This is a genomic window from Pseudomonas sp. PA-5-4B (assembly GCF_021606215.1).
GTDB classification, from domain to species: domain Bacteria; phylum Pseudomonadota; class Gammaproteobacteria; order Pseudomonadales; family Pseudomonadaceae; genus Aquipseudomonas; species Aquipseudomonas edaphica.
The window spans coordinates 23,777-48,764 of sequence record NZ_WKDB01000035.1 but is presented as its reverse complement, the minus strand read 5'-3'; the positions used below and the strand labels follow the sequence as shown (position 1 = coordinate 48,764).

Genomic DNA, 24,988 nt, shown 5'->3' with positions numbered 1-24,988 from the left:
CTGCCAGGGTGTCCAGCAGCGTTTAGCGAACGACGATACCGCGCGCGGCCATATAGGCTTTGGCCTCAGGCACGGTGTATTCGCCAAAGTGGAAAATGCTCGCCGCCAGCACCGCACTGGCGTGGCCTTCGATCACGCCGTCGGCCAGGTGCTGCAGGTTGCCGACGCCGCCGGAGGCGATCACCGGGATGCCCAGCGCATCGCTGATGGCGCGGGTCACGCCCAGGTCGAAACCGTTTTTCATGCCGTCCTGGTCCATGCTGGTCAGCAGGATTTCACCGGCGCCCAGGGCTTCCATCTTCATCGCCCATTCCACCGCGTCCAGGCCGGTCGGCTTGCGACCGCCGTGGGTGAAGATCTCCCAGCGCGGGGTTTCGCCCGGGCCGGAGACCTTCTTGGCGTCGATGGCGACCACGATGCATTGCGAGCCGAAGTGCTGCGCGGCTTCGCCGACGAACTCCGGGTTGAACACGGCGGCGGTGTTGATCGAGACCTTGTCCGCACCGGCGTTGAGCAGGTTGCGGATGTCTTGCACGGTACGCACGCCACCGCCCACGGTCAGCGGGATAAACACTTGGCTGGCCATGCGCTCGACGGTATGCAGGGTGGTGTCGCGGCCGTCGACGCTGGCGGTGATGTCGAGAAAGGTAATCTCGTCGGCACCTTGCTCATCGTAGCGACGGGCGATTTCCACCGGGTCACCGGCATCGCGGATGTTCTCGAACTTGACGCCCTTGACCACGCGACCGTTGTCGACGTCCAGGCAAGGGATGATGCGTTTGGCCAGCGCCATGGTCAGTCCTCAGCCGTTGTAGGCGTCGCAGTAAGCCTGGGCTTCGGCGACGTCCAAAGTACCTTCGTAGATCGCGCGGCCGGTGATGGCGCCGATGATGCCGGGCGCCTTGGCGTCCAGCAGCGACTTGATATCGCCCAGGTTGTGAATGCCACCGGAGGCGATCACCGGGATCCTGGTTGCAGCGGCCAGCGCAGCGGTGAACGGCACGTTGCAGCCCTGCATCATGCCGTCTTTGGCGATGTCGGTATAAACAATGGCGGACACGCCGTCGGCTTCGAACTGCTTGGCCAGGTCGATGACCTGCACGGTGCTGATTTCAGCCCAGCCGTCGGTGGCGACGAAACCGTCTTTGGCGTCCAGGCCCACGATGACTTTGCCCGGAAACGCGCGGCAGGCTTCGGCCACAAACGCGGGGTCTTTCACCGCTTTGGTGCCGATGATCACGTAGCTCACGCCAGCCTTGACGTAGTGCTCGATGGTTTCCAGGGAGCGAATGCCGCCGCCGATCTGGATCGGCAGGTTCGGGTAGCGCTTGGCGATGGCAGTAACCACTTCGCCATTGACTGGCTGGCCTTCGAAGGCGCCGTTCAAGTCCACCAGATGCAGACGACGGCAGCCCCCTTCTACCCATTTGGCAGCCATGCTCACCGGGTCATCGGAGAACACGGTGGAGTCTTCCATGCGGCCTTGGCGCAGGCGTACACAAGCGCCGTCCTTGAGATCGATAGCGGGGATAATCAGCATCTGGCAAACCTTATTCGATATTCAGCAATGCTTGGGAAATCAGGGTTTCTCAAGCGACCACAGGTCGCTTTCGATGCTTTCGAACCTTTCTTTAAGGAGCGTCTGCGTGTCGAAAATCGCCCTGTTGTAATAGTGCGGCGCCACTTCGGTGGTGAACAGCTCAAGAATCTCGGCGACCTCGAACGAGCCCAACTTGAGTTCGAAGCGGTCCTCCATGAAACGCTTGATCTTGTCGGTCGCCTCACGCTCCTGTTCGGGCGTGAGGTTCAAGATCGGCGGCTTCGGCTTCTTGGCCATTACCAGCGACCATCCCACGCGGCGAAGTTCTGCAGCAATTGCAGGCCATGGGTATGGCTCTTCTCCGGATGGAACTGCACGGCAAAGCGCGAACCGTCGGCCAGCGCTGCGGCGAAGTCGACGCCATAATGCCCGCCACCCACCACTTGGCGCGGGTTGCCAGCATTGATGTAGTAGCTGTGCACAAAGTAGAAACGCGCCAGGTCCGGAATGTCGTGCCACAGCGGGTGATCGACGGTCTGGCTGACTTCGTTCCAGCCCATATGCGGCACTTTCAAGTGCGCGCCGTCTTCGTGCAGGTCTTTGCCGAAGAACTTCACCTGGCCGGGGAACAGGCCGATGCAGTCGACGCCGCCGTTCTCTTCACTGCTGTCGAGCAAGGCTTGCATGCCCACGCAGATGCCGAGGAACGGGCGGTCCTGGCTGACTTCGCGCACCAGGCTGTCAAAGCCCAGGCGGCGGATCTCGGCCATGCAATCGCGAATCGCGCCGACGCCGGGGAACACCACGCGGTCGGCTTCGCGAATCACATTGGCGTCGCTGGTGATCAGCACCTTGCCGGCGCCCACGTGCTCGAGCGCCTTGGCCACCGAGTGCAGGTTACCCATGCCGTAATCGATAACCGCGACCGTCTGCATTACAGAACGCCCTTGGTCGACGGCATTTGCCCGGCCATGCGGTCATCCAGCTCTACGGCCATGCGCAGTGCGCGGCCGAATGCCTTGAACACGGTTTCGATCTGGTGGTGGGTGTTGGTGCCGCGCAGGTTGTCAATGTGCAGGCTGACGAGTGCGTGGTTGACGAAGCCCTGGAAGAATTCCTGGAACAGGTCGACATCGAAGCCGCCCACGGTGGCGCGGGTATACGGCACATGCATCTGCAGGCCTGGGCGGCCGGAGAAGTCGATGACCACACGCGACAGCGCTTCATCCAGCGGGACATAGGCGTGGCCGTAGCGACGGATACCTTTTTTGTCGCCGATGGCCTTGGCAAACGCCTGGCCGAGGGTGATGCCTACGTCTTCCACCGTGTGGTGGTCGTCGATATGCAGGTCGCCCTTGCTGACGATATCCAGGTCGATCAGCCCATGACGGGCGATCTGGTCCAGCATGTGCTCAAGAAAAGGTACACCGATATCAAATCGGGCCTTTCCGGTGCCATCCAGGTTGATCGAGGCTTTGATCTGGGTTTCCAGAGTGTCGCGCTCGACGGATACCTTACGTTCGGCCATCACCAGCTCCGCAAAATCATTGGGCGAAAAAGGCAGCCATTATAGGGGCGCGGGCGCTAAACAGAAACATCGAAGGGGATAAGACTGATGGAGTGTCGGGGATAGACATGTGCATACAAGCAGGCGCTCCAGGATGGTGCGCCCCGCCGCTGTCTTGAAACGAGTAGAGATCCAGTGTGGGAGCTGGCTTGTGTGGGAGCTGGCTTGCCTGCGATGCAGACACCTCGGTATTTCGGCCACACCGCGGTGATGCTATCGCAGGCAAGCCAGCTCCCACACAAGCGCGGTTCCTGTGGGAGCCGCGCTCGCCCGACTACAGCGGCATCAGTGGAACAACACCGCCGTCTTCTGCAGGGTCACCCACACACCCCACGCCAACGGAATACCTACCACCAGCCAGGCGGCAACAGCCATCGGCACAGTACCAGGGGCCGCTTTCCACTCCAGCGAAGTGCTGGCATCGGCGCCTTTGTCATGGCCCAGCGCCTGTTCGGCAGCCAGTTCAGCGTCGGTCATGAAGTACTTGTCGGCCACCGGGCGCACCAGCAGGTTGCAGAGGAAACCCAGCACCAGCAGGCCTGCAAGGATGTACAAGGTGATGTCGTAAGCCGCAGCGCGCGGAACGCCGATGCTCAGCTGGTATTCGCGAAGGTAGTTCACCAACACCGGGCCCAGCACGCCAGCCGCCGCCCATGCGGTCAACAGGCGACCGTGGATCGCGCCGACCATTTGGGTGCCGAACAGGTCGGCCAGGTACGCAGGCACAGTCGCAAAACCGCCGCCGTACATCGACAGGATGATGCAGAACGCCGCCACAAACAGCGCCACGTTGCCCAGGTGCCCCAGGTTCGGGATCAACGCGTACAGGGCAAAGCCCAGGGCGAAGAACACGAAGTAGGTGTTTTTACGGCCCAGGTAGTCGGAGAACGACGCCCAGAAGAACCGGCCACCGATGTTGAACAGGCTCAACAGACCAGTGAAACCCGCAGCGATGGCCGCAATAGAGGCCAACTGGCCCGCGTCCAGCTGGCCGAACGGCACATCCACACCCAGCAACTTGCCACCGAACACTTCCTGCAGCAGCGGCGAAGCCATGCCGAGGATGCCGATACCGGCGGACACGTTCAGGCACAGCACCAGCCATACCAGACGGAATTGCGGGGTTTTCCACGCCACGTTCACGTGCACGTGACGGTGGGTGATCATCGCGTTGCTGGCTTTTTTCGCCGGCGCGGTCCAGCCCTCAGGCTTCCAGCCGGTCGGCGGAACGCGGTAGGACAGTGCGCCACCGATCATGAACACGAAATAAATCACGGCCATGACTACAAAGCTCTGCCACACGCCCACGCTGGTTGGCGAGGCGAAGTGGCCCATCAGCGCTGCGGCCAACGGTGCACCCACCATTGCGCCACCGCCGAAGCCCATGATCGCCATGCCAGTGGCCATGCCGCGCTTGTCCGGGAACCACTTGATAAGCGTCGATACAGGCGAGATATAACCCAGGCCCAGGCCGATACCGCCGATCACGCCGGAGCCGATCCACATCAGCCAGATCTGGTGGGTATAAATCCCCAGCGCCGAGATCAACAGCCCGCCGCACCAGCACAACGCCGATACAACGCCCGCCTTACGTGGCCCGGCATGTTCCAGCCAGCCGCCCCAGATGGCTGCCGAGCAACCCAGGAAGATGAAGAACAGGGTGTAGATCCAGCCCAGCATGGAGATGGGCCAGTCGCACTGGGACGAGAAGACTTGCGCGATAAAGCTCATGTCCGGCGCGCAGGCGACCGGCGCGGTGATACCCAGAGCCTTGGACAGCGGCAGCCAAAACACCGAGAACCCGTAGGCCATGCCGATGCAGAGGTGGATGGCCAGGGCGGCCGGCGGAACCAGCCAGCGGTTGAAGCCGGGCTTGGCGATAATGCGCTCCTTGGACAGGAACGCGGGCTGCGCGGCAGTACTACCGGCCGCAGTGCTAGTGCTCATTGGTGTTTCCCCCAGTTATTAGTATGTGTCCGTCAGGCGCTCTCTCCCTCGACCTTGCACGCAGAGCGTTGGCCGTTGTTGTTGAGTAAAGCTCCTTTTAAGCGCGACGCTGTGTCGCAGACGACAGACGAACCCGCGAAGATTAGCACCAGTGGATGACAGAAAAACCAAACTGACATCACCTTTTTCACTCAACCTGATCTGCCTGACGGCAAAATCCTATTTTGCCGTCCCTGGATACAATGTAACGATGCGTGAACTGACGCAGGCCTTCGGGCGTTATACTCTGCGGCTAAATTTTGAAATCGACATACAAGGACTCGCCCATGAAAGCGTTCGGCAAAATCCTGGGTCTGGTACTCCTCGGGCTGTTGCTGATCATTGTGGCCCTGGGCTTTGCCCTGACCCACCTCTTCGATCCCAACGACTACAAAGACGAGATTCGCCAGATTGCCCGCGACAAGGCCCACATCGAGCTGACGCTCAATGGCGATATTGGCTGGAGCCTGTTCCCCTGGCTGGGCCTTGAGTTGCACGAAGCCAGCGTGGCAACCCTGACCACCCCGACCCAACCGTTCGCCGACTTGCAAATGCTCGGCCTGTCGGTGCGCGTGCTGCCACTGCTGCGCCGCGAAGTGCAGATGAGCGATGTGCGTGTCGAAGGCCTCAACCTGCGCCTTAACCGTGACAAGCAAGGCCACGGCAACTGGGAAGACATCGGCAAGAATGTGCCCGACGCGGCCGACATCGCCAGCGCCCCTGCCCCAGCACAAGCCCCTGCCGAACCCGAACCGGAGAAGCCACCCAAGCCGATCCGCCTGGACATCGACAGCTTGACCATCAACAACGCCCGCGTTGAATACAACGATGAACAAACCGGCAAACAGTTCAGTGCCGAAAGCATCCAGTTGAGCGCCGGCGCCGTGCACGAAGGCGCGAGTATTCCACTCAAACTCACTGCATTCCTGGGCAGCAACCAGCCGCTGATGCGCGTCAAAACCGAACTGAACGGCAACCTGCGCATCCAGCGTGCCCTGCAGCGCTACCAGTTCGAAGACATGAAACTCAGCGGCGAAGCCACCGGCGAGCCGCTGCAAGGCAAGACCGTGACCTTCTCCACCCAGGGCCAATTGCTGGTGGACCTGGCGGCCAACATCGCCGAGTGGACCAACCTCAAGCTCTCCGCCAACCAACTGCGCGCCTTGGGCGAACTGAAGGTCAATGACCTGAACAAATCCCCGCAAGTCAGCGGCGCGTTGTCGATTGCCCAGTTTGACCTGGCCAAGTTCCTCGACAGCATCGGCCACCCGCTGCCGCCCATGGCTGACGGCAGCCTGAGCAAGGTCGAGCTGGTCAGCCGCCTCAAGGGCACCCCGACCAGCGTGGCGCTGGAAGACCTGAACCTGAAACTCGACGGCAGCACCTTCACCGGTCGCATCGCCGTGGATGACTTCGCCAAGCAAGCCTTGCGCGTGCAGCTCAAGGGCGACACCTTCAACGCCGACAACTACTTGCCGGCCAAGTCCGAATCAGCCAAAGGCGCAACCGCTGCCCGCCAGGCTGAAGTACAGAACAGCGAAGCCGGCGCCATGGCCGCCGGTGGCACCACACCACTGCCGGAAGCTCCGACCAAAGGCGCGTGGAGCACCGACAAGCTGCTGCCACTGACCCGCCTGCGCACCCTGGACGTCAACGCCGACCTGGCTTTTGGGCAACTGACCCTGAGCAAGCTGCCGATCCAGAATGCAGCGCTCAAAGCCTCCGGCGCCGATGGCCAGCTCAAGCTCGACACCTTGAGCGGCGGCCTCTACAACGGCACCTTCCAGGCCAACGGCACACTCGATGTGCGCCAGGACATCCCGCTGCTGGCGCTGCAAACCCACATCAAGCAAGTGCCGGTTGAACGCATCCTGCAAGCCCAGGGGCAAAACCCGCCGGTCAAAGGCCAGGTTACTCTCGACAGCAACCTAACCGGCCGTGGCAACAGCCAAAAAGCGCTGATCGACAGCCTTAACGGTACCGCCAGCTTTGTGATCAATAACGGCGCGCTGCTCCACGCCAACATTGAACAGCAACTGTGCACCGGTATTGCCTTGCTCAACCGCAAGACCCTGAGCACCACGCCGCAGGGCAAGGACACGCCGTTCCAGGAACTGCGCGGCACGCTTAACTTGCGTAACGGCGTGGCGAGCAACCCGGACCTCAAAGTGCGTATTCCGGGCCTGGCGGTCAACGGCAACGGCGACGTCGACCTGCGTGTGCTGGGCATGGACTACCGCGTTGGCATCATCGTCGAAGGCGACCAGCGCGATGTACCGGACCCGGCCTGCCAGGTCGGCGCCAACTTCCAGAACATCGAAGTGCCGCTGCGCTGCCGTGGCCCGCTGGAGCTGGGCGCCAAGGCCTGCCGCCTGGACAAGGACGGCTTGACTCAGGTCGCCATCAAAGCCGCCGGCAACAAGCTCAGCGACAAAATCGAAGAGAAGCTCGACAAGGTTAATCCGCAGCTTAAAGACGCCCTTAAAGGCCTGTTCAAACGATGAGAAACGAGCAGTTTTCACAGGCGGTGCTGGATTGGTACGACCGCCACGGTCGCCATGACCTGCCCTGGCAACAGGGCATCACGCCTTACCGGGTGTGGGTCTCGGAGATCATGTTGCAACAGACCCAGGTGAGCACCGTGCTCAATTACTTCGACCGGTTCATGGCTTCCTTGCCGACGGTCGAAGCCCTGGCCGCCGCGCCGGAAGATGAAGTGCTGCACCTGTGGACCGGTCTGGGTTACTACACCCGTGCACGTAACCTGCAGAAGACCGCCAAGATTGTCGTTGCTGAATACGGCGGCGAATTTCCCAAGGATGTGGAAAAACTCACTGAGCTGCCTGGCATTGGCCTGTCCACTGCCGGCGCCATCGCCAGTTTGAGCATGGGCCTGCGCGCGCCGATCCTCGACGGCAACGTCAAACGCGTGCTGGCGCGTTTTACTGCGCAAGAGGGCTACCCAGGCGAACCCAAGGTCGCGAAACAGCTCTGGGCCACCGCTGAGCGCTTTACGCCACACGACCGCGTCAACGCCTACACCCAGGCAATGATGGACATGGGCGCCACCCTCTGCACGCGCAGCAAGCCAAGCTGCCTGCTGTGCCCGCTGGAAAAAGGCTGCGAAGCCCACATGCTCGGCCTGGAGACGCGTTACCCGATCCCCAAGCCGCGCAAGACCATCCCGCAAAAGCGCACGCTGATGCCACTGCTGGCCAATGCCGAGGGCGCGATCCTGCTTTACCGTCGCCCGTCCACGGGCCTGTGGGGCGGCTTGTGGAGCTTGCCGGAACTCGATGACCTGCAAGACCTGGAACACCTCGCCAACCAGCACGCGCTGGCACTGGGCGAGCAACAGGCGCTGCCGGGGCTGATCCACACCTTCAGCCACTTCCAACTGGCCATCGAACCCTGGCTGGTGCAGGTCGAGGAATCCGCCCATCACGTGGCCGAGGCCGACTGGCTCTGGTATAACCTCGCCACCCCGCCGCGCCTGGGCCTTGCCGCCCCGGTGAAAAAACTGCTGAAGCGCGCGGCCGACGTATTGAACGCAGGAGTTTCGTCATGACCCGCACCGTAATGTGCCGCAAGTACAAAGAAGAACTGCCAGGCCTGGAACGCCCGCCGTACCCAGGTGCCAAGGGCCAGGACATTTTCGAGCATATCTCTGCCCAAGCCTGGGGTGACTGGCTGAAACACCAGACCCTGCTGATCAACGAAAAACGCCTGAACATGATGAACGGCGAAGATCGCAAATACCTGGCGGGCGAAATGGACAAGTTCTTTTCCGGCGAGGATTACGCCAAGGCCGACGGTTACGTGCCGCCTGCTCAATAATTGATCAAAAACCGGGGTCGGCACGTAAGCGACGGTAATAATTAAATATTTTTTGAAAACTTGCTTGACGACCCCCTGAAAAACCCGTTTAATGCGCCCCGTTGCCCAGATAGCTCAGTCGGTAGAGCAGGGGATTGAAAATCCCCGTGTCGGCGGTTCGATTCCGTCTCTGGGCACCACTAATACCGAAAAACCCCAAGCGAAGATGATTCCTTGGGGTTTTTTATTGCCTGCGATTTGATGGCCGCGGGCCAATGCCCCGCCCGATTCACACCCGAGGGTTATTTATCCCGCTGCTCGATCGTTTAGCTGTTACTGAATTTTCTGTTGCAAGGTAGTTATTTGATGAACCGGTACTTGATCTGCGCGCTGTTGCTGCTGACGACGTTGCTCAGTGGCTGCGCCACACAAATGGATGTCTCGATCAACGCAACCCCCGATCCGGACTATCACTTTGATCGACAGGCACTGGTGCTGGTGACCACGTCCGTGGGCGGCAGCGCGCAAAACACGCTCAATGCCCGCTATTACCTGCGGGACATGGTCAGCGCCATGAAGGACCAGGGCTTTCGCGAGGTGTACACCGATGCCAGCCTGCCCAAGAACCATGGGCCAATCAAAATGACCATCATCCTGGACGTCGACAGCAAGCAGGTCACTTACCGCTATACCGCCACCGATTACGGCCAGGTGCCCACCAGCACCACCACCGAGTGCAAGAAGAACAAAAAGAAAGCCGACCAGCTGACCTGCACCAGCAAGCCGAACACCACCTACGGCCCGGTGGGCACCTCGGAGCGCACCGGCTACACCACGCTCACTACCTTCACCGCCACCGCGCGTGACGAAGCAAGCCGGCGCGCGGTGTACGTGTTGCGGGTGATGTCCTACAACGAAGACTGCCAGGCCACCAAGATCGAAGCGTTCCTGGTCGAACAGGGCCTGCAGAACCTCAACTTCCAGGACCGCGTGCAGCGCAACTACACCGTGACGATGCCCGAGGGCTACCAGTGCAAGTAGGCGCCTGCCTACTGCAGTAGAAACACCATCAGCGGGTTGTCGTTAAGCCGCCCTTCGAAGTTTGGCGCCTGCTGCTCCATCGGCGTGCCCTTGAGCAGTGCTGCTTCTTTGCGCGGCACCAGCACCCAGGATGGACGCGGCAGGGTGGCGAGCTTCTCAGGCTCGTTACCGGCGACGAACAGCGGTTGCTCATCGTACGTCAGGTTCATCATGTAGCGGATAGCCCAGGTGTCGCGGCCAAGGTCGACAAACACCAATGGCCCCGGCTGCGCCGCACGTAATGCCTCTACCTGGCTGACAAACTTGCGGGTGTCGTATTGCAGGTCCTTGGCCGGGTCGATCACCACCACCAGCAGCAACCATTGCGCCGCCAAGGCGATCACACTGAGCCACACCAGGCGCAACGGGCGACGCCAGGCAATCAGCGCCGCCACTTGCAGCACCACCCACACGCCAATCAACGGCGGCAGCGACACGTCGGGCCAGTAACCGTGCTTCTGCCAGGTGTGCCGGCAGATAAACAACACCACCACGCACAACGCCGGTAGCGCCACGACAAGCCATTCGTAGCAGCGGCGCACGCCAACGAACCAGTTTTGCGCCTGGAGCAGCCCATAGGCGGCGACAGCGGCAAACATCGGCACCATCGGCAGAATGTAGTAAGCGCGCTTGAAGTGCGGCACCGACAGCCCGAGCAGGATCATCAGGCCACAGGCCGCCAGCCGCACCACCATTTGCACGTCTTCGTTGACCCAGCGCTCAGACCAGCGATGCCGCAGCGCGATCATCGCCGCCAACGCCAACGGCACCACCGGGAAATAGCGATACAAACTCAGCTTGAAGTAGAAGTAGAACGGCTCGCCGGACTCGTCGAGGCGCCCACTGACCTGCATCCTGAACACATCGTCGGCAAAGGCCTCGCCACCGCTGAAACGCGCCAGCTTCATCAGCGCCCACCAGCAGGCCCCGAGCAACAGCAGCCCGACAAAACCATGGATCAACACCTGCTTGACCCGCTCGCCCGGCTTGCCCAACGCCCAGTAAACGCACACCACGCCGCAGACTTCGATAAGCCCCAAAGGCCCACGAATCGCGAAGGCCAGCACAAACAACGGGAACACCGCCAACTGTCGAAGCCGTGACCCGAGACGCTCGCCCGTGTGCAGCAGGTAGAAGCCGCCTACGCATAAGAGCGCGACCATCAGGTCCAGGCAGACCGAGCGCGACTTATCGAGCAATTGGGTGGTAAGCAGCGTCAGCAGCACCGTCAGCAATGCCCAAGGCCGACTGAACGGCACCAGCAGGCGATAGATCAGGGCGATCACGCCCGCCGCAGCAAGGGCCGTCGGCAGCACGTTGGCCAGGTGGTTCGGCGCGCCGAACAGGCGAGCAAACACAAAGCTGAAGAAAGTCGCAGTGCCGGGATAGTCCGGGTACGGCTGGCCGTACGTGGTAGGAAAAAGACTCGCGCCATGGCGAAACATTTCCTGCATGAACAACGCCCAGCGCCCGTCAAAGCCTTGGGGTTGCTCGTCCCAGATGCCCAAGGTAAACAGCAATAAAGCGATCAGAAACAGGCCCAGAGACTCCAGGCGATAACGGCTGCGGTGATCCATCGAATGTCCTTTCAGGTGGGGTACGCCGACTCCATGGTGCCGACTCCACCCCTGAATAACGCCTGAACAAATCCGAGTATTTATGGACTTATCGACCGGCGCGCCACACCAGCGCGGGAATCAGCCGGATGTAGAGTAGCTCGCCCACCAGCTCAAGCAGGGTTTGGAGGATCACCGCCGTTGCGGCCAGCCCGCGCACGTCTTCAGGCAGGGCCAACGCCAGTGGCAGCACCACCAATGAGTTGCGCGTCGAAGCACTGAAGGTCACCGCCCGCGCGGTAACAGCAGGCAACGCAAACAACCGCGCAGCCAGCGCGCCTATCAGCGGCGCCAGCAACAGGAAGCCGAGGTACACCGGGATCACCGGCAACAACAACGCAATATCGCGCACCACCGAAGTGATCTGCGAGCCGATCACCACAAACAGCACCAACGCCATCGCCGGCACCGGCAGCCAGGCCCAGGCGTTGTTCCAAACATTGATAGCGCTTGAGCGCCGCGCCAGGCAGGTGGTCAGCACCGCCAGGATCATCGGCAGCACAATCAGCAACAGGAACGCCTCGACAAACGGCCCCACCGCCACCACCACGGCGGACTGGGCGCCCAGCATGAAGCTCAGGTACACCGGCAGCAGCACCAATTGCAGCAACAACAACACCGGCGTCGCCGCCAGCATCAGCCGCGAGTCACCCTTGCCGATATGGGTAAACACCACCACATAGTCGATACACGGCGTGAGCAACACCAGCAGCGCGCCCACCAGCAACGCCGGGCGTTCCACCAGGCCCCGGGTCAACGCCCACACCAGCAAGGGCACCAGAATGAAATTGGCCAGCAGCAATGCGCAGATAAAGCGTTTATTACCCAGGCCCTGGCGCAGGTCCAGAAACGGAATTTGCAGGAACATGGCGTACATCAGCACTGCGATGGCAGGTGTGACCAGCACGCCAAGACCTTGGGCTGACAAAGGGGCGAACACGCCAAATGCGACCGCCAGGAGCACGGCGACGAAGTAGATCGGGATTTGGTTGTGTTCGAGGGTGTCACGGGTCATGGGCTGACTCTGGTTGATCAATTGATCGCAAGCCTAAGCACCGGGAGCGCCGAGGTCGAGCATCGCGACATTTCCTGCGCCCATCACGCGCTAAATTTGTTAGTTTCGGCTTCTTATAAAAGCGCGCGGATCAAGCCCGTACCAAAAAGCGCAAGTATCGAGCCGACTCATGAACCTGCCCACCCGCCCTGCCCCACAAACATTCTGCGAGCCCGCCGCCGACGGCTACCCAATCGGCGGCTTCACCTGGCGCCACCCGCGCACCGACTTCGAACGCCCGGTCGTCATCATCAACGCCGCCACCTCGGTCCGCTGCCGCCACTATTCACGCTTCGCCGACTACCTGTTTGCCAACGGCTTCGACGTGATCACCTACGACTATCGCGGCATCGGCGAATCCCGCAGCGGCGCGTTGCGAGGCTTCAAGGCGTCGTGGTCAGATTGGGGCGTGCTGGATTTCGAGGCGATGCTGCAGCGCGCACAGCGGGAGTTTCCGGGGCAGCCGATTGATGTGGTCGGCCACAGTTTCGGTGGGTGCGCGGCAGGCCTCGGTGCTTGCGGCGCAGTGATTCGGCGCATCGTCACGGTCGGCGCGCAGTTTGCGTACTGGCGCGATTACGCGGCGAGCGGGCGCTGGCGCATGTTTGCCAAATGGCATGTGGTGATGCCGCTGGTGACGGCCCTGTGCGGCTACTTCCCCGGCAAGCGCATGGGCTGGCTGGAGGACACGCCGGCAGGCGTGGTGCGCGACTGGAGCATGCCGACACCGCGCTATGAAACGCGCCCCAGCGGGCGCGGCCTGGGCGAGCTGCCTTTTTCTCGAGTGAAGGCGCAGTTGCTGGCCATTAGCATCACCGACGACCCTTTTGGGACTGTGGCAGCTATTGAGCGACTGCTGGGCTATTTTGAAAACAGCGCGCGCACTCACCTGCGAATCGCGCCCGATGACATCGGCGAAAAAGCCGTCGGGCATTTCGCTTTTTTTCGCAGTGAATATCAGGACCGGTTGTGGCCGATTGCGCTGGGATGGCTGCAGAAAGGCGAATTGGCGCCCGGCACACCCGGCGTGCGCGTCTAGATTTCCTTGGGATTTCCCCCAACCTGCGCTTCAATACCCCACCCCGATTAAGAACCCAAGGACGTTGAGCCCATGGCCTCGCCGAACAAGCAGCAAAAACGTGCCCACCGGGCCAAGGCCAAGGCCAAGCAAAACCGCACCCAGCGCGCCGTCGCGACCAAGCCGGATGCGTTCGCTGGCGACGACAGCCGCATTGACCTTGAGTCGGTGGATTTGACCGAATTGTTTGTCGAGATGCGCGCAGCCGGCGAGAGCAGCCAGCAGGCGTTGTGTGCGGCATTCCTGGCGCACCCACTGTTGGCCGTGGTGCTGGAGCAGGAAGGCGAAGAAGACGCGACAGATTTTATCCTGGCGGCGCTGATCGAGTATCGCCAGTGGGCGACGGACACCGAGGATGAAGCCGCGGCGCTGGCGTGGATTGAATCCCCGCAGTTCCAGGCCGATTACGTGGCGGCATCCCAGGCGCTGGCCAACTCCCAGGACTGATACACAACAAAGCCCGGCTCCCACAGGGTTCTGTGTTTTTGGCTGATTCAGCTGACTGACACAAAACAACTGTGGGAGCGGGCTTGCCCGCGATGGCGGTGTGTCAGGCGAGGAATTTATCGACTGCCAGCCCGTCATCGCGGGCAAGCCCGCTCCCACACTTTTTTGAACTGCGGCGCACTGCGCACCGCAGTTCATCACATCAATTGAGCACCGCAGCGCCTACCTTCTGCGCCTTGCGGCGGCTCGCCACGATCAGCCCCGCCAGCACTACCAACAAGCTCAGAATGCCGGTCGCGATGATCTCGACGCGGTGGGCTTCCTGGAACAGCATGATGGTCAACGTGCCGACGATGAACACCATCACCGCGTAGGTCAGGCCCGGGAACAGCCACATCTTGAAGACAATTTTCTCGCCAGCAGCGGTACGCTTCTGGCGCATGCGCAGTTGCGATACGGCGATCACCAGGTACACCAGCAACGCGATAGCGCCGGAGCTGGCCAGCAGGAATTCGAACACTGCAGCCGGCGCCACGTAGTTGGCGAATACCGCCAGGAACGCAGCACCGGTCGACAGCAACACCGCCCAGTAAGGCGTGCCGCTTTTGTTGGTGCGCTTGGCCACGGCCGGTGCATCACCGCGACGGCCCAGGGAGAACAGCATGCGCGAGGCGGTGTACAGCGCCGAGTTGAGGCAGCTGGTCACGGCAACCAATACCACCAGGTCGACGATCAGCTTGGCATTCGGGATGCCCATGCGTTCCAGCACGGTCTGGTAGGAACCTACCGCCGCCAGGGTCGGATCGTTCCATGGCACCAGGGACACCACGATGAAGATCGACAGCAGGTAGAACAAACCAATCCGCCAGATCACCGAGTTGGTGGCCTTGGTGATTTGCTGGCCAGGGTTCTTCGATTCGGCCGCAGCAATGGTAACGATCTCGGTACCCATGAACGAGAACATGGTGGTCAGGATCGCCGCCAATACCGCGCCCATGCCATTAGGCATGAAGCCCTGGGTGTCGAACAGGTGCGAAACACCGCTGACCTGGCTGGTCGGCAGGAAGCCGAAGATCGCCGCGAGGCCAAGGATCACAAAGGCTACGATCGCCACGACTTTGATCAGCGCAAACCAGAACTCAAACTCGCCGTAGTTCTTCACGCTGAACAGGTTGGTGGCCGTGAGCAGCAAGGTGATGATCAGGGTAAACGCCCAGATCGCCACATCGGGAAACCAGGCATGCAGGATGGTCGCGGCGGCGTTGGCTTCCAGTGGAATCACCAGCACCCAGAACCACCAGTACAACCAGCCGATGGTGAAACCGGCCCAGTGACCGATCGCACGGTCGGCATAGGTGGAGAACGAACCGGTGTCCGGGGAGGCCACGGCCATTTCGGCGAGCATGCGCATCACCAACACCACCAGCGTGCCCGCAGCGGCGTACGCCAGCAGTACGGCGGGGCCGGCGGCTGCAATCGCGTGGCCGGAGCCGACAAACAAACCGGCACCAATAACGCCGGCAATCGACAGCATGGTGACGTGACGCGGTTTGAGCCCCTGTTCGAGGTCATTGGAGCTTTGCGTACTACTCATTGACACACCTTTGCGAGGAATTGCGAAAACGGTCCGCCCGGCCTGCGATCCTTCTCGTGAAAAGAAACCAACGGGGCGTTCTTTATTTTTTACGCAAGATTTGCGCCAAAATATTACAGAGCCACGATTGACGTGGGCTGTAGGACAATTCATTAGCTCACGCAAGTCGTTGAGAACTATGGCATTCCGCTATAGCGTTACCGTGCGACCCAACTGCGACACGAAAATACGCACCAAAAACACACACAAAAAGTACGTGACGCTCCATAAAAGGGCTGATAAGGACCGTTTGCCCGGTTAACCCTTCCAACACCCGGCCAAAGCTGGCACCATCGCGCCCTTTTTTACGCGAAGCCTGTGGATTTATCGGGTTCAGACGTCTGTAGGTTGTTGATAGCGCGACACGCTGCTGTGCCGATGCGACACCTTGCCGCAGACCACCCGTTAACCGTCCGCAGCGCTGTTGGCTGCCATCCGAACGCTATGCTAGCTTGGCGCCTCGCCAGGAAGGCGGCCCAACAGCAAGAATGCACTGAACACAATGAGGACCGCACATGGCTGAGGCCGCGCCCGCGCTTGAAATCCGCAACTTGCATAAACGCTATGGTGAGCTGGAGGTACTCAAAGGTATCTCGCTGACCGCCCGCGACGGCGACGTGATCTCGATCCTGGGTTCCTCCGGTTCCGGCAAGTCCACCTTTTTGCGTTGCATCAACCTGCTGGAAAACCCGCATCAGGGCCAGATCCTGGTGGCCGGTGAAGAGCTCAAGCTAAAAGCCGCGAAAAACGGCGAGCTGATGGCCGCCGACGGCAAACAGATCAACCGCCTGCGCAGCGAAATCGGTTTTGTGTTTCAAAACTTTAACCTGTGGCCGCACATGAGCATCCTCGACAACATCATCGAGGCGCCCCGCCGTGTGCTCGGCCAGAGCAAGGCCGAAGCGATAGAAGTGGCCGAAGCCCTGCTGGCCAAGGTCGGCATCAGCGACAAGCGCCACGCCTACCCGGCGCAACTGTCCGGCGGCCAGCAACAACGCGCGGCCATTGCGCGCACCCTGGCCATGCAGCCCAAGGTCATCCTGTTCGACGAGCCGACATCGGCGCTTGACCCGGAAATGGTCCAGGAAGTACTTAATGTGATCCGCGCGCTGGCCGAAGAAGGCCGCACCATGCTGCTGGTCACTCATGAAATGGGCTTTGCCCGTCAGGTTTCCAGTGAAGTGGTGTTCCTGCACCAAGGCCTGGTCGAAGAGCAAGGATCGCCACAGCAGGTGTTTGAAAACCCGCTTTCGGCGCGCTGCAAACAATTCATGTCCAGCAACCGCTAACGGAGCAACATGCATGCAGAACTATAAAAAATTCCTTCTGGCCGCGGCCGTTTCGATGGCGTTCAGCGCCACGGCCATGGCAGAAACCTTGAAAATGGGGATCGAAGCGGCCTACCCGCCCTTCAACAATAAAGACGCCAGCGGCAACGTCGTGGGCTTTGACAAAGACATCGGCGACGCCCTGTGCGCCAAGATGAAAGTCGAAAAATGCGAAGTGTATGTGTCTGATTGGGACGGCATCATCCCGGCCCTGAACGCGAAGAAGTTCGACTTCCTGGTGTCTTCGCTGTCGATCACCGATGAGCGCAAGCAAGCCGTCGACTTCACCGACCCGTACTACTCCAACAAGCTGCAATTCATCGCACCTAAAGCCACAGCCGACTTCAAGACCGACGCCGGTTACCTGAAAGGCAAGATCATCGGCGCACAGCGTGCAACGCTGGCCGGTACTTACCTGGAAGACAAGCTGCCGGACACCACCGCCAAGCTCTACGACACCCAGGAAAACGCCTACCTCGACCTGACTTCCGGCCGTTTGGACGGGATTCTCGCCGACAAGTACGTGCAGTACGAATGGCTCAAGAGCAAAGACGGTTCGGCCTATGAGTTCAAAGGCGACCCGGTGGTAGAAAGCGACAAGATCGGTATCGCCGTACGCAAGGGCGACCCGCTGCGCGAGCGCCTGAACAAAGCCCTGGCAGAGATCAAGGCAGACGGAACCTACAAGAAGATCAACGACAAGTACTTCCCGTTCAGCATCGAATGATCTGAATGGCCTGACCGGCGCGCTTCTATAAGTAGCGCGCCGGCTTTCAGCAATGCCTGCCGCGATATGAAAACACCATGAATTTCGATCTCTACGGATTCGGCCCGGCGCTTGCCGCTGGCGCGCTGATGACCGTCAAACTGGCGCTCACGGCCCTGTGCCTGGGGCTGGTGCTCGGCCTTGCCGGCGCCTTGGCCAAGACTTCACCGTACAAGCCGTTGCAATGGCTGGGCGGCGCATACTCGACCATCGTTCGTGGCATTCCCGAGCTGTTGTGGGTGCTGCTGATTTACTTCGGCACCGTCAACCTGATGCGTGCCCTGGGCGAGTTTTTCGGTAACCCCGACCTTTCTCTCAGTGCCTTTGCCGCCGGGGTTATCGCCCTGGGCCTGTGCTTTGGCGCCTACGCCACGGAAGTGTTCCGTGGCGCGATTCTCGCCATTCCCAAAGGCCACCGCGAAGCCGGTGTGGCGCTGGGCCTGTCGAAGGTGCGGATTTTCACCCGCTTGATCATGCCGCAGATGTGGCGCATCGCCCTGCCGGGCCTGGGCAACCTGTTCATGATCCTGATGAAAGACACCGCGCTGGTGTCGGTGATCGGCCTTGAAGAAATCATGCGTCACGCACAAATCGGCGTGACCGTGACCAAGCAGCCGTTCACCTTCTTTATGGTGGCAGCCTTCATGTACCTGGGCCTCACCGTGCTGGCCATGACGGGCATGTACTTCCTGGAAAAACGCGCCGCCCGCGGCTTTGCAAGGAGCACCCAATGAGCGGTGACTACAGCTGGCTATCGCACTTCGACCTGGGCCTGAACTGGGCCGTGATCATCAAGTGGCTGCCCAAACTGGCCCAAGGCGCAACCCTGACCCTGGAACTGGTGGCCATCGCCGTGATCGCCGGCCTGCTGCTGGCGATTCCGCTGGGTATCGCGCGTTCCTCGCGCCGCTGGTACGTGAGCGCCCTGCCCTACGCCTATATTTTCTTCTTCCGTGGCACGCCGCTGCTGGTGCAGTTGTTCCTGGTCTATTACGGCCTGGCGCAGTTCGATGCCGTGCGTGAGAGCTTCATGTGGCCGTACCTGCGCGATCCGTTCTGGTGCGCCACGGCCACCATGACCTTGCACACCGCCGCCTATATCGCCGAGATCCTGCGCGGCGCTATCCAGGCCATCCCGCCGGGTGAGATCGAAGCGGCGCGCGCCCTGGGCATGTCCAAACCCAAGACGCTGTTCTACATCATCCTGCCGCGTGCCTCGCGCATTGGCCTGCCGGCGTACAGCAACGAAGTGATCCTGATGCTCAAGGCCAGCGCCCTGGCCAGCACCGTCACCCTGCTGGAACTGACCGGCATGGCGCGCACCATCATCGCCCGCACCTACCTGCCGGTGGAGATCTTCTTCGCCGCCGGGCTGTTCTACCTGCTGATGGCCTACATCCTGGTGCGGGGCTTCAAACTGCTCGAACGCTGGCTGCGCGTCGATGCTTGCCAGGGACGTTGAGGCTCGCTTTGCGGCGCTGGATGCGTTTCTAATCGAGCACCAAGGGCTGTGGCGACCACGGCCCTTTACGCACTTGCACTTACCCTGGGAACACCAGCACCCCGAGCTGGCCCAATGGCTGCGCCAGCGCTCGCTGGCCGATGCCGAAGCCAGTCACAACCCCCCCTATGACCTGCCGGCGCCTGCGCCATTTCCACAGCTGGCTTTTCAGGCAGCGCAGCTCAGCGCTGTGGATAAGTTACCCGCACACAGGCTGGAGCCTGCCCGCCATCGCCTGAACGTGGATGTGCCAGGGCGTAAATGGCAGCAAATTGAAGCGTTCGGCGCCGCGCTGAAGTTTGCCGCAACACCCAAGCATTGGCTGGACTGGTGCGCCGGTAAAGGCCACCTCGGCCGGCGCTTGCTGCAACCTGGCCAACAGCTGACCTGCCTCGAATACGACCCTACGCTGATCGCCTCGGGCCAGGCCTTGAGCGACCATCACGGCCTGGCTGTCACCCATCGCCTGCAAGACGTGATGGCCGATGTGGCGATCAGTGCCGAGCACACGCCCGTCGCCTTACACGCCTGCGGCGATCTGCATGTGCGGCTGTTGCACGTGGCCAGCGCGACGGGCTGCAAGCAGCTCGCGCTGGCACCTTGCTGCTATAACCGCATCGGCGCCGAGCGCTATCAGGCCTTGTCGACCGCCGGGCGCGCCTCGCAACTACAGCTTTCGGTCGATGACCTGGGGTTACCGCTGAGCGAAACCGTCACCGCCGGTAATCGCGTGCGCCAGCAACGGGACACCTCCATGGCCCGGCGCCTGGGTTTCGATCAGTTGCAACGCCACCTGCGTGGCTGCGATGAGTACCTCCCCACACCGTCCCTGCCTGCCAGCTGGCTGGACAAACCCTTCGCTGACTACTGCCGAGAACTGGCGCGTCTCAAGGATTTATCCACAGGTGAACAGGATTGGGCGGCGCTGGAGGCGCACGGCTGGCTGCGCTTGGCCGAGGTGCGCAACCTGGAGTTGGTCAGAGGATTGTTTCGGCGGCCGCTGGAACTGTGGCTGGTCTTGGATCGCGCGCTGTTCTTGAAAGACCAGGGCTACAAGGTTGAGATAGGCACCTTCTGCGAACCTACGCTAACGCCGCGCAACTTGATGGTGCTGGCGGAGCGCGATTAAAGGGCGAAACTTCCTACACGCGCCCTGTGGATAACTCTGTTGATGAATTCTTTACAGAGGCCGTAGCTATCAGCGCTACAGGCCAAAACGCACTCTGGTCATTTTTTGTTCACAAAATAAAACGCACACAAAACAGGCAGTTGCAGCGTGTTGAGAACGGCTCCACAAAATGGCTGTTTCGTGACAGGCCCGACCAACCGATTGTGCATAAGCATCTGGCGCTAACTGCATAAAGCGCGATTTATGCGGTTCTTTTCGGTGCTTTCAGCACGCGACAAATCTCGTTGATATCGTCGCCAGCCAGCCGCTTTGTGGCGTTATCCAACGGGTCGGCCGCAAACGCCAACGCTTCGTTGATCGCCATATCGCGGTGCATCTCCAGTGGCGCTTTGCCCAGCCGCTGTTTGAACGCCTCCAGCATGTCCAGGCTAAAGGCGTTGCTCTCATCCACTTGGTTGACCACCACATGCACCACCGGCGGGCGTTCACCCTCGAGGTGCGGCGCGAGCAATCCATCCAAATGATCAAGGGTACCCAGGCAGGCGGCGTCGGCCTGGGTGATAACCAGCACCACATCGGCCACGCTCAGCGCTTGATGGGAGTAAACGTTGTTACCGGCGGGCGTATCGATGATCACCGTCTGCCGCTCGCTCAAGCCCAGGGCCGCCAGGCGCTGCGCCAACCAGCTGGGTTCATGTTTGAGCCAGCGCTCGAGGCTTTCCTGCTGCTCAATGTCGATATCGCCAAAGGTTATGACCTGGCAACCGGCAAAGCCAAGCTGCTGCAGCGGGCTCCACTGCCCATGCTCCAGGCTGGTACGGCCGATACCCGGCAATGTCGCACTGAAGCCAAAGTGATGGTGCAAGGCATTCTGCGGGTCCAGGTCCAGCGCCACCACCGATTCGCCATGGCGCTGCAAACCGCTGCTCAACGCCGTGGCCAGAGTGCTGCGGCCGACACCACCATTGATCGACACCAACGCCACCACTTTGGGGCGCAGCGCTGCTGGATGAGTCGATTGGGAATGAGTGTTTTCGTTAGCGGGCACACTGCCAAAAACGTGCATGCGTGCATTGATGCCTTCGGCATCATGGCTGACGTTCTTACCGAACAACGTCAACAGCTCTTCGCTAAGGCTCATGGGCAGCTCCTCACGACGCAGCTAAAGACGTGAAGGTCGGCAAGCAGGCACTTACCGCCGGTCTTATTATGGGCGTCTTAGTGAGGCATTCTGTGTCACACGCAGGCAAGTGTCATTATTTTGGTGTTTCAGCTGATCATTTTTTAGACAAGCGGTAAATGGTCAATTTAATGGCTATTTCCAGGCTGATGCATCCGAAAGCTCAACGCACGGCATAACGCAGTTACATCCTGGCAGCCGCCGCTATTCAACGCTGGGTCAAACGGGTCGCGCCCATAGGCCTGCGCCTCCCCCACAAGGTACGGCGCGAGCACCTCGTGCATCTTGGCCAAACGGCGAAACGAAGCGGCCAGGCGCTTGGCGAGAAATGCCTGGTCCTGGCCGAGCCAGCGATTAAGGCTTTGCTGCTGCACAGCATCGGTTTCACCAAAGGTGGCCAGCCGGCAAACCCGCGCCTGGGCAACGCCTGCCAGGTTTGAAGATGAGCGGCATTACGCCATTTTTATGGCTGTTCTTTTGCCAGGAGATATACATCTATAAAACAACGCACGACGCGATCACTGTGTGTTTTTCAACCAATACAAGCTCGCCGTTCGTATCAACAAGTACATAGATCCCCACGCCATACACAACGAAACAAAACCTGCCCTGCGCGACACAGCCCGGATACCTCCCAGGCATTCAATGGCCTCACCCCACCATTGCACCTCAGAGGCCATCACCATGAACACCAACAACTGGAAAACCCTAATCGCCGCCAGCCTGCTTGGCTTGACCTTCACCGCCCACGCCGAGGCAAGTCATAAGCCGGATATTCAACGGGTGCTGTCGACCACCGAAGACACCCGCTCGGGATGCGGCGTGGTGAACGCGCGCATGACCTACCTGGACTCTAAAGGCGAGACGCAGGTGTTGGCGTACATGAAATTTACCGACCAGTGTGGCGACGGCAATTGAGTCGGATTTGAGGCTCCCGAGGGTGAGAAAAAGCAGCGAGCGTAAAAAAACCTTGGTTTCTGCAAAAATAGTCAGAATTCAGGGGTTTACAGAAGCTTGGCAATCGCTATAATCGTCGCCCTAACACGCCGGTATAGCTCAGTTGGTAGAGCAACTGACTTGTAATCAGTAGGTCCCGGGTTCGACTCCTGGTGCCGGCACCATATCTCGAAGCCCCGCAATGCGGGGCTTTGTGGTTTCTGAGGTTTGGGAAACCACAAAAAGTCAGATCACCGTTTTGGCCGAAATGCCCAAAAAGTGTCCACACTTAACATCTCGGGCTGCTTGCCTCAGTCCAAATCTCGATTTCTATGACGCCTTGCTCAGCTCAACGTCAGTCCCGGAAGACGTATTCTCCAAACCCACCGGACCACCAAAAGCCACCCTCACCCCGCCTCCCAAGTTTTATTCATAATTATGGCTAGCCAATAATTATGCCGCCCTCATAAAACCAATAATTTCACCAGCCACCTATTCGAACCGCCTCAACCGACCGAAAAAACAACCCATCAATTTTCCCGATTGCTCCGCACCCCTCACCACGCTAACCTCCCCCCGTCGCCACCACCCAGCGACCGGGCCTGAGAACCCGATTTGATGCAGGCGCCACTAGCGCCACGCATTCGTTGTCACAACGAACGTGTTGCTCTCACTCAATATGGGAGTTCCACCAATGACCGCAACAAACCCACCCGCACTCACCACCCTCGGCGTCACCCCTTTCTCCTTTCACTCCGACCAACCCCTGTTCCGCGTCAACAGCGGTGTTTGCCTGTATGAAGCCTTGCACCACGTTTCCGATTTGCTCCACGTCGCCAAGTTGCTCGCAGAGGATGCGGCGATGACGAAGGAGACGGACCGTTATGCCTGGGCGTCGCATTATTTGCAGGAGATGAGCAAGGCGGTGATTGATGATGTGGTGAAGGTGTTGGCGTCGCCCTGTAATGCTGAGCAGTAAGCGGTAAATGGGCTCGCCGGGCGGGCGCTATCGCAGTTCAGCCCGGCTCCCACATAGAAGCGCTTGGTTGTCGGATGCGCGTATCGCTCGGGCGCTAAGGGCTATTCATGCAACGCCGGCCAAGCAGGAAGGTCGCATCGGCGAGGTGGGTTTTGCGATTGGCTATGAGTCCGAGGCCGCGTTCAGCCGGGCCTATAAGGCCTTTTTCGGGCGCTCGCCACGGGATGACCACGCCCGACCGGGGTAGGCCAGGCGCGTCAGCGTGTCAGTGCCCGGCGCTTTGCCCGCCGTCCACATGCAGGATCTCACCGGTGACAAACCCCGCGCTTTCCAGGTAGGTGATCGCCTGGGCAATATCACTCACTTCGCCCATACGCCCTACCGGGTGCAGTTGCCCCAATGCAGCGTGGGAGTCTTCGCCATGCATCGGCGTCTTGATGATGCCCGGGCTTACCGCGTTCACTCGAATGCCGCGTTTGGCGTATTCAATCGCCAGGGATTTGGTCGCGGCGTTCAGCCCGCCTTTGGTGAGGCTGGCGAGTACCGAAGGCACGCCGTCGATGGCGTGATCGACCAGGCTGGTGGTCACATTGACGACGTGGCCAGCGCCGTGTTTTTCCATCTCGGCGATGGCCAGTTGGGTGATGTAGAAAAAGCCGTTGAGGTTCACCGCCAGCACGTTGGCGTAGTCGTGCTGGGTGTAGGCGGTGAAGGGTTTGGCGATGAAGATGCCGGCGTTGTTGATCAGGCTGTCGACGCGTCCGAAGGTGGCCAGGGCTTCGCGGATGACGCGCTGGGCGGTGGCCGGGTCGGCGATGTCGCCGGGCACCGTGAGGATGTTCGGGTCGGTGGATGGCTGAATCGAACGCGAGGTGGCCACCACGCGGTAATCGAGGGCGCGGTAGGCTTGGACCACAGCGGCGCCAATGCCTTGGGAGGCACCGGTGATGATCACGACTTTGCTCATTTTGTTTCTCCGGTAAGGGCTTGGGATTTGCGGTATTCGGTGGTGGTGATGCCGGCGTAGCCCCAGTTATCGGTGTCGATTTCTTCGATGACGATGTGGGTCAGGTCCGGGCACTTGTTGAGCACGCGTTCGAGGGTTTCGGTGAACTCGGCGATGACCTGGGCTTTTTGCTCAGGGGTCACGCCGTCACGGGTGATGCGCAGGCTGACGAAGGGCAGGGTGATGGCTCCAATGGGCGGACAGTGCAGCCAATTTAGGCCTGCGCCTGGAGCGGATAAAGATGGGCCGGAGTACTTCATTAGTGATGTGGTGTAACAAGTGTTCACGCCAGTTCCACAAGATTTCACACCCTGTTGCGGTACTGGCTAAGTAGCATCTTTCGGTG

General features: G+C 60.5%; 27 protein-coding genes and 2 tRNA genes. 16 read left to right on the top strand and 13 right to left on the bottom strand.

The genetic code is table 11. From position 1 onward, the window contains the following. Positions 1-22: 22 nt before the first annotated feature. From hisF to GIW28_RS18145, 6 genes are all read right to left on the bottom strand, one after another. Entirely contained in the window at positions 23-793 is a 771-nt protein-coding gene (gene hisF, locus GIW28_RS18170) for an imidazole glycerol phosphate synthase subunit HisF (protein ID WP_017138643.1), read from the bottom strand. 9 nt (positions 794-802) lie between these two features. Continuing rightward, on the bottom strand, positions 803-1,540 hold the full coding sequence (hisA, locus tag GIW28_RS18165) for a 1-(5-phosphoribosyl)-5-[(5-phosphoribosylamino)methylideneamino]imidazole-4-carboxamide isomerase (RefSeq protein WP_008435688.1): 738 nt from the start codon (positions 1,538-1,540) through the stop codon (positions 803-805). A gap of 39 nt (positions 1,541-1,579) precedes the next feature. Further along, positions 1,580-1,837 (bottom strand): DUF2164 domain-containing protein, encoded by a 258-nt coding sequence (locus tag GIW28_RS18160; protein ID WP_005783916.1) that lies wholly within the window; start codon positions 1,835-1,837, stop codon positions 1,580-1,582. After that, positions 1,837-2,475 (bottom strand): imidazole glycerol phosphate synthase subunit HisH, encoded by a 639-nt coding sequence (gene hisH / locus GIW28_RS18155; protein WP_017138644.1) that lies wholly within the window; start codon positions 2,473-2,475, stop codon positions 1,837-1,839. Before hisH ends, GIW28_RS18160 begins: the two co-directional genes overlap by 1 nt. Continuing rightward, positions 2,475-3,068: an imidazoleglycerol-phosphate dehydratase HisB gene (hisB, locus tag GIW28_RS18150; protein ID WP_017138645.1), complete on the bottom strand. Its 594-nt coding sequence runs from the start codon at positions 3,066-3,068 to the stop codon at positions 2,475-2,477. Before hisB ends, hisH begins: the two co-directional genes overlap by 1 nt. A gap of 324 nt (positions 3,069-3,392) precedes the next feature. Continuing rightward, the gene (locus GIW28_RS18145; RefSeq protein WP_099549501.1) at positions 3,393-5,054 is read right to left on the bottom strand and encodes an OFA family MFS transporter; all 1,662 of its coding nucleotides are present in this window, start codon (positions 5,052-5,054) and stop codon (positions 3,393-3,395) included. Positions 5,055-5,380: 326 nt separating this feature from the next. Between GIW28_RS18145 and GIW28_RS18140 the strand changes: the two genes are divergently transcribed. The 5 genes from GIW28_RS18140 to GIW28_RS18120 all read left to right on the top strand — a co-directional run bounded on the left by GIW28_RS18140 (position 5,381) and on the right by GIW28_RS18120 (position 9,950). Then, positions 5,381-7,597, top strand: a complete 2,217-nt coding sequence (locus tag GIW28_RS18140; RefSeq protein ID WP_236447328.1) for an AsmA family protein — start codon at positions 5,381-5,383, stop codon at positions 7,595-7,597. Continuing rightward, positions 7,594-8,661, top strand: a complete 1,068-nt coding sequence (mutY, locus tag GIW28_RS18135; protein WP_138449385.1) for an A/G-specific adenine glycosylase — start codon at positions 7,594-7,596, stop codon at positions 8,659-8,661. Before GIW28_RS18140 ends, mutY begins: the two co-directional genes overlap by 4 nt. After that, on the top strand, positions 8,658-8,930 hold the full coding sequence (locus GIW28_RS18130; RefSeq protein ID WP_017138649.1) for an oxidative damage protection protein: 273 nt from the start codon (positions 8,658-8,660) through the stop codon (positions 8,928-8,930). The genes mutY and GIW28_RS18130 overlap by 4 nt, the downstream gene beginning before the upstream one ends. A gap of 103 nt (positions 8,931-9,033) precedes the next feature. Then, a tRNA-Phe gene (locus tag GIW28_RS18125) sits at positions 9,034-9,109 on the top strand. A gap of 166 nt (positions 9,110-9,275) precedes the next feature. Further along, complete coding sequence (locus tag GIW28_RS18120; protein ID WP_169986633.1) at positions 9,276-9,950, top strand: hypothetical protein; 675 nt, start codon at positions 9,276-9,278, stop codon at positions 9,948-9,950. 8 nt (positions 9,951-9,958) lie between these two features. On the opposite strand, the gene GIW28_RS18115 is transcribed toward GIW28_RS18120, so the two are convergent. Both GIW28_RS18115 and GIW28_RS18110 read right to left on the bottom strand, forming a co-directional pair. Continuing rightward, positions 9,959-11,566, bottom strand: coding sequence for an ArnT family glycosyltransferase (locus tag GIW28_RS18115; protein WP_236447327.1), 1,608 nt, complete (start codon positions 11,564-11,566; stop codon positions 9,959-9,961). An 88-nt stretch (positions 11,567-11,654) separates the two neighbouring features. After that, positions 11,655-12,620, bottom strand: a complete 966-nt coding sequence (locus GIW28_RS18110; RefSeq protein ID WP_169986638.1) for an arsenic resistance protein — start codon at positions 12,618-12,620, stop codon at positions 11,655-11,657. Positions 12,621-12,789: 169 nt separating this feature from the next. On the opposite strand from GIW28_RS18110, the gene GIW28_RS18105 reads away from it, so the two are divergent. Both GIW28_RS18105 and GIW28_RS18100 read left to right on the top strand, forming a co-directional pair. Further along, positions 12,790-13,698 (top strand): alpha/beta hydrolase family protein, encoded by a 909-nt coding sequence (locus tag GIW28_RS18105; protein WP_099549507.1) that lies wholly within the window; start codon positions 12,790-12,792, stop codon positions 13,696-13,698. Positions 13,699-13,770: 72 nt separating this feature from the next. Next, positions 13,771-14,184: a hypothetical protein gene (locus tag GIW28_RS18100; protein ID WP_017138654.1), complete on the top strand. Its 414-nt coding sequence runs from the start codon at positions 13,771-13,773 to the stop codon at positions 14,182-14,184. Between the two features lie 202 nt (positions 14,185-14,386). Here the strand turns inward: GIW28_RS18100 and gabP are convergent, their stop codons facing one another. Then, on the bottom strand, positions 14,387-15,778 hold the full coding sequence (gene gabP, locus GIW28_RS18095; RefSeq protein ID WP_099549508.1) for a GABA permease: 1,392 nt from the start codon (positions 15,776-15,778) through the stop codon (positions 14,387-14,389). Between the two features lie 554 nt (positions 15,779-16,332). On the opposite strand from gabP, the gene GIW28_RS18090 reads away from it, so the two are divergent. The 5 genes from GIW28_RS18090 to GIW28_RS18070 all read left to right on the top strand — a co-directional run bounded on the left by GIW28_RS18090 (position 16,333) and on the right by GIW28_RS18070 (position 20,541). Next, a complete protein-coding gene (locus tag GIW28_RS18090; RefSeq protein WP_017138656.1) occupies positions 16,333-17,106 on the top strand; it encodes an ABC transporter ATP-binding protein in 774 nt (257 codons plus the stop codon). Positions 17,107-17,119: 13 nt separating this feature from the next. Continuing rightward, positions 17,120-17,872, top strand: coding sequence for an ABC transporter substrate-binding protein (locus GIW28_RS18085; protein WP_017138657.1), 753 nt, complete (start codon positions 17,120-17,122; stop codon positions 17,870-17,872). A 77-nt stretch (positions 17,873-17,949) separates the two neighbouring features. Next, positions 17,950-18,645: an ABC transporter permease gene (locus tag GIW28_RS18080; RefSeq protein WP_017138658.1), complete on the top strand. Its 696-nt coding sequence runs from the start codon at positions 17,950-17,952 to the stop codon at positions 18,643-18,645. Positions 18,646-18,683: 38 nt separating this feature from the next. Continuing rightward, on the top strand, positions 18,684-19,373 hold the full coding sequence (locus GIW28_RS18075) for an ABC transporter permease (RefSeq protein ID WP_026013808.1): 690 nt from the start codon (positions 18,684-18,686) through the stop codon (positions 19,371-19,373). Further along, complete coding sequence (locus GIW28_RS18070; protein WP_236446703.1) at positions 19,354-20,541, top strand: methyltransferase; 1,188 nt, start codon at positions 19,354-19,356, stop codon at positions 20,539-20,541. The genes GIW28_RS18075 and GIW28_RS18070 overlap by 20 nt, the downstream gene beginning before the upstream one ends. Positions 20,542-20,782: 241 nt before the next feature. Here GIW28_RS18070 and bcsQ read toward each other — a convergent pair whose 3' ends face one another. Next, complete coding sequence (bcsQ, locus tag GIW28_RS18065; RefSeq protein WP_236446701.1) at positions 20,783-21,682, bottom strand: cellulose biosynthesis protein BcsQ; 900 nt, start codon at positions 21,680-21,682, stop codon at positions 20,783-20,785. Between the two features lie 167 nt (positions 21,683-21,849). Continuing rightward, complete coding sequence (locus GIW28_RS18060; RefSeq protein WP_236446699.1) at positions 21,850-22,095, bottom strand: hypothetical protein; 246 nt, start codon at positions 22,093-22,095, stop codon at positions 21,850-21,852. Between the two features lie 310 nt (positions 22,096-22,405). Between GIW28_RS18060 and GIW28_RS18055 the strand changes: the two genes are divergently transcribed. The 4 genes from GIW28_RS18055 (at position 22,406) to GIW28_RS18040 (ending at position 23,883) form a co-directional block, all read left to right on the top strand. Beyond that, the gene (locus GIW28_RS18055; protein ID WP_099549510.1) at positions 22,406-22,639 is read left to right on the top strand and encodes a DUF2790 domain-containing protein; all 234 of its coding nucleotides are present in this window, start codon (positions 22,406-22,408) and stop codon (positions 22,637-22,639) included. Between the two features lie 127 nt (positions 22,640-22,766). Further along, positions 22,767-22,842, top strand: a tRNA-Thr gene (locus tag GIW28_RS18050). 509 nt (positions 22,843-23,351) lie between these two features. Beyond that, positions 23,352-23,636 carry a DUF3077 domain-containing protein gene (locus GIW28_RS18045; protein WP_236446697.1) on the top strand — a complete coding sequence of 95 codons (285 nt, stop codon included), beginning with the start codon at positions 23,352-23,354 and terminating at the stop codon, positions 23,634-23,636. A gap of 7 nt (positions 23,637-23,643) precedes the next feature. Beyond that, entirely contained in the window at positions 23,644-23,883 is a 240-nt protein-coding gene (locus tag GIW28_RS18040; RefSeq protein WP_442963237.1) for a helix-turn-helix domain-containing protein, read from the top strand. An 18-nt stretch (positions 23,884-23,901) separates the two neighbouring features. Here the strand turns inward: GIW28_RS18040 and GIW28_RS18035 are convergent, their stop codons facing one another. Beyond that, a complete protein-coding gene (locus GIW28_RS18035) occupies positions 23,902-24,603 on the bottom strand; it encodes an SDR family NAD(P)-dependent oxidoreductase (RefSeq protein WP_017135396.1) in 702 nt (233 codons plus the stop codon). After that, a complete protein-coding gene (locus GIW28_RS18030) occupies positions 24,600-24,821 on the bottom strand; it encodes a tautomerase family protein (protein ID WP_236446706.1) in 222 nt (73 codons plus the stop codon). The genes GIW28_RS18035 and GIW28_RS18030 overlap by 4 nt, the downstream gene beginning before the upstream one ends. Between the last annotated feature and the right edge of the window lie 167 nt (positions 24,822-24,988).

Coding starts and splice junctions, on each gene's coding strand:
- GIW28_RS18085 (WP_017138657.1), top strand. CDS start 17,120: ATGCAGAACTATAAAAAATTCCTTCTGGCCGCGGCCGTTTCGATGGCG.
- GIW28_RS18090 (WP_017138656.1), top strand. CDS start 16,333: ATGGCTGAGGCCGCGCCCGCGCTTGAAATCCGCAACTTGCATAAACGC.
- GIW28_RS18110 (WP_169986638.1), bottom strand. CDS start 12,620: ATGACCCGTGACACCCTCGAACACAACCAAATCCCGATCTACTTCGTC.
- GIW28_RS18130 (WP_017138649.1), top strand. CDS start 8,658: ATGACCCGCACCGTAATGTGCCGCAAGTACAAAGAAGAACTGCCAGGC.
- GIW28_RS18070 (WP_236446703.1), top strand. CDS start 19,354: ATGCTTGCCAGGGACGTTGAGGCTCGCTTTGCGGCGCTGGATGCGTTT.
- GIW28_RS18145 (WP_099549501.1), bottom strand. CDS start 5,054: ATGAGCACTAGCACTGCGGCCGGTAGTACTGCCGCGCAGCCCGCGTTC.
- bcsQ (WP_236446701.1), bottom strand. CDS start 21,682: ATGAGCCTTAGCGAAGAGCTGTTGACGTTGTTCGGTAAGAACGTCAGC.
- GIW28_RS18115 (WP_236447327.1), bottom strand. CDS start 11,566: ATGGATCACCGCAGCCGTTATCGCCTGGAGTCTCTGGGCCTGTTTCTG.
- gabP (WP_099549508.1), bottom strand. CDS start 15,778: ATGAGTAGTACGCAAAGCTCCAATGACCTCGAACAGGGGCTCAAACCG.
- GIW28_RS18055 (WP_099549510.1), top strand. CDS start 22,406: ATGAACACCAACAACTGGAAAACCCTAATCGCCGCCAGCCTGCTTGGC.
- GIW28_RS18120 (WP_169986633.1), top strand. CDS start 9,276: ATGAACCGGTACTTGATCTGCGCGCTGTTGCTGCTGACGACGTTGCTC.
- hisH (WP_017138644.1), bottom strand. CDS start 2,475: ATGCAGACGGTCGCGGTTATCGATTACGGCATGGGTAACCTGCACTCG.
- GIW28_RS18045 (WP_236446697.1), top strand. CDS start 23,352: ATGACCGCAACAAACCCACCCGCACTCACCACCCTCGGCGTCACCCCT.
- GIW28_RS18080 (WP_017138658.1), top strand. CDS start 17,950: ATGAATTTCGATCTCTACGGATTCGGCCCGGCGCTTGCCGCTGGCGCG.
- GIW28_RS18105 (WP_099549507.1), top strand. CDS start 12,790: ATGAACCTGCCCACCCGCCCTGCCCCACAAACATTCTGCGAGCCCGCC.
- hisA (WP_008435688.1), bottom strand. CDS start 1,540: ATGCTGATTATCCCCGCTATCGATCTCAAGGACGGCGCTTGTGTACGC.
- GIW28_RS18035 (WP_017135396.1), bottom strand. CDS start 24,603: ATGAGCAAAGTCGTGATCATCACCGGTGCCTCCCAAGGCATTGGCGCC.
- GIW28_RS18140 (WP_236447328.1), top strand. CDS start 5,381: ATGAAAGCGTTCGGCAAAATCCTGGGTCTGGTACTCCTCGGGCTGTTG.
- GIW28_RS18160 (WP_005783916.1), bottom strand. CDS start 1,837: ATGGCCAAGAAGCCGAAGCCGCCGATCTTGAACCTCACGCCCGAACAG.
- GIW28_RS18100 (WP_017138654.1), top strand. CDS start 13,771: ATGGCCTCGCCGAACAAGCAGCAAAAACGTGCCCACCGGGCCAAGGCC.
- hisB (WP_017138645.1), bottom strand. CDS start 3,068: ATGGCCGAACGTAAGGTATCCGTCGAGCGCGACACTCTGGAAACCCAG.
- GIW28_RS18040 (WP_442963237.1), top strand. CDS start 23,644: ATGGGCTCGCCGGGCGGGCGCTATCGCAGTTCAGCCCGGCTCCCACAT.
- hisF (WP_017138643.1), bottom strand. CDS start 793: ATGGCGCTGGCCAAACGCATCATCCCTTGCCTGGACGTCGACAACGGT.
- mutY (WP_138449385.1), top strand. CDS start 7,594: ATGAGAAACGAGCAGTTTTCACAGGCGGTGCTGGATTGGTACGACCGC.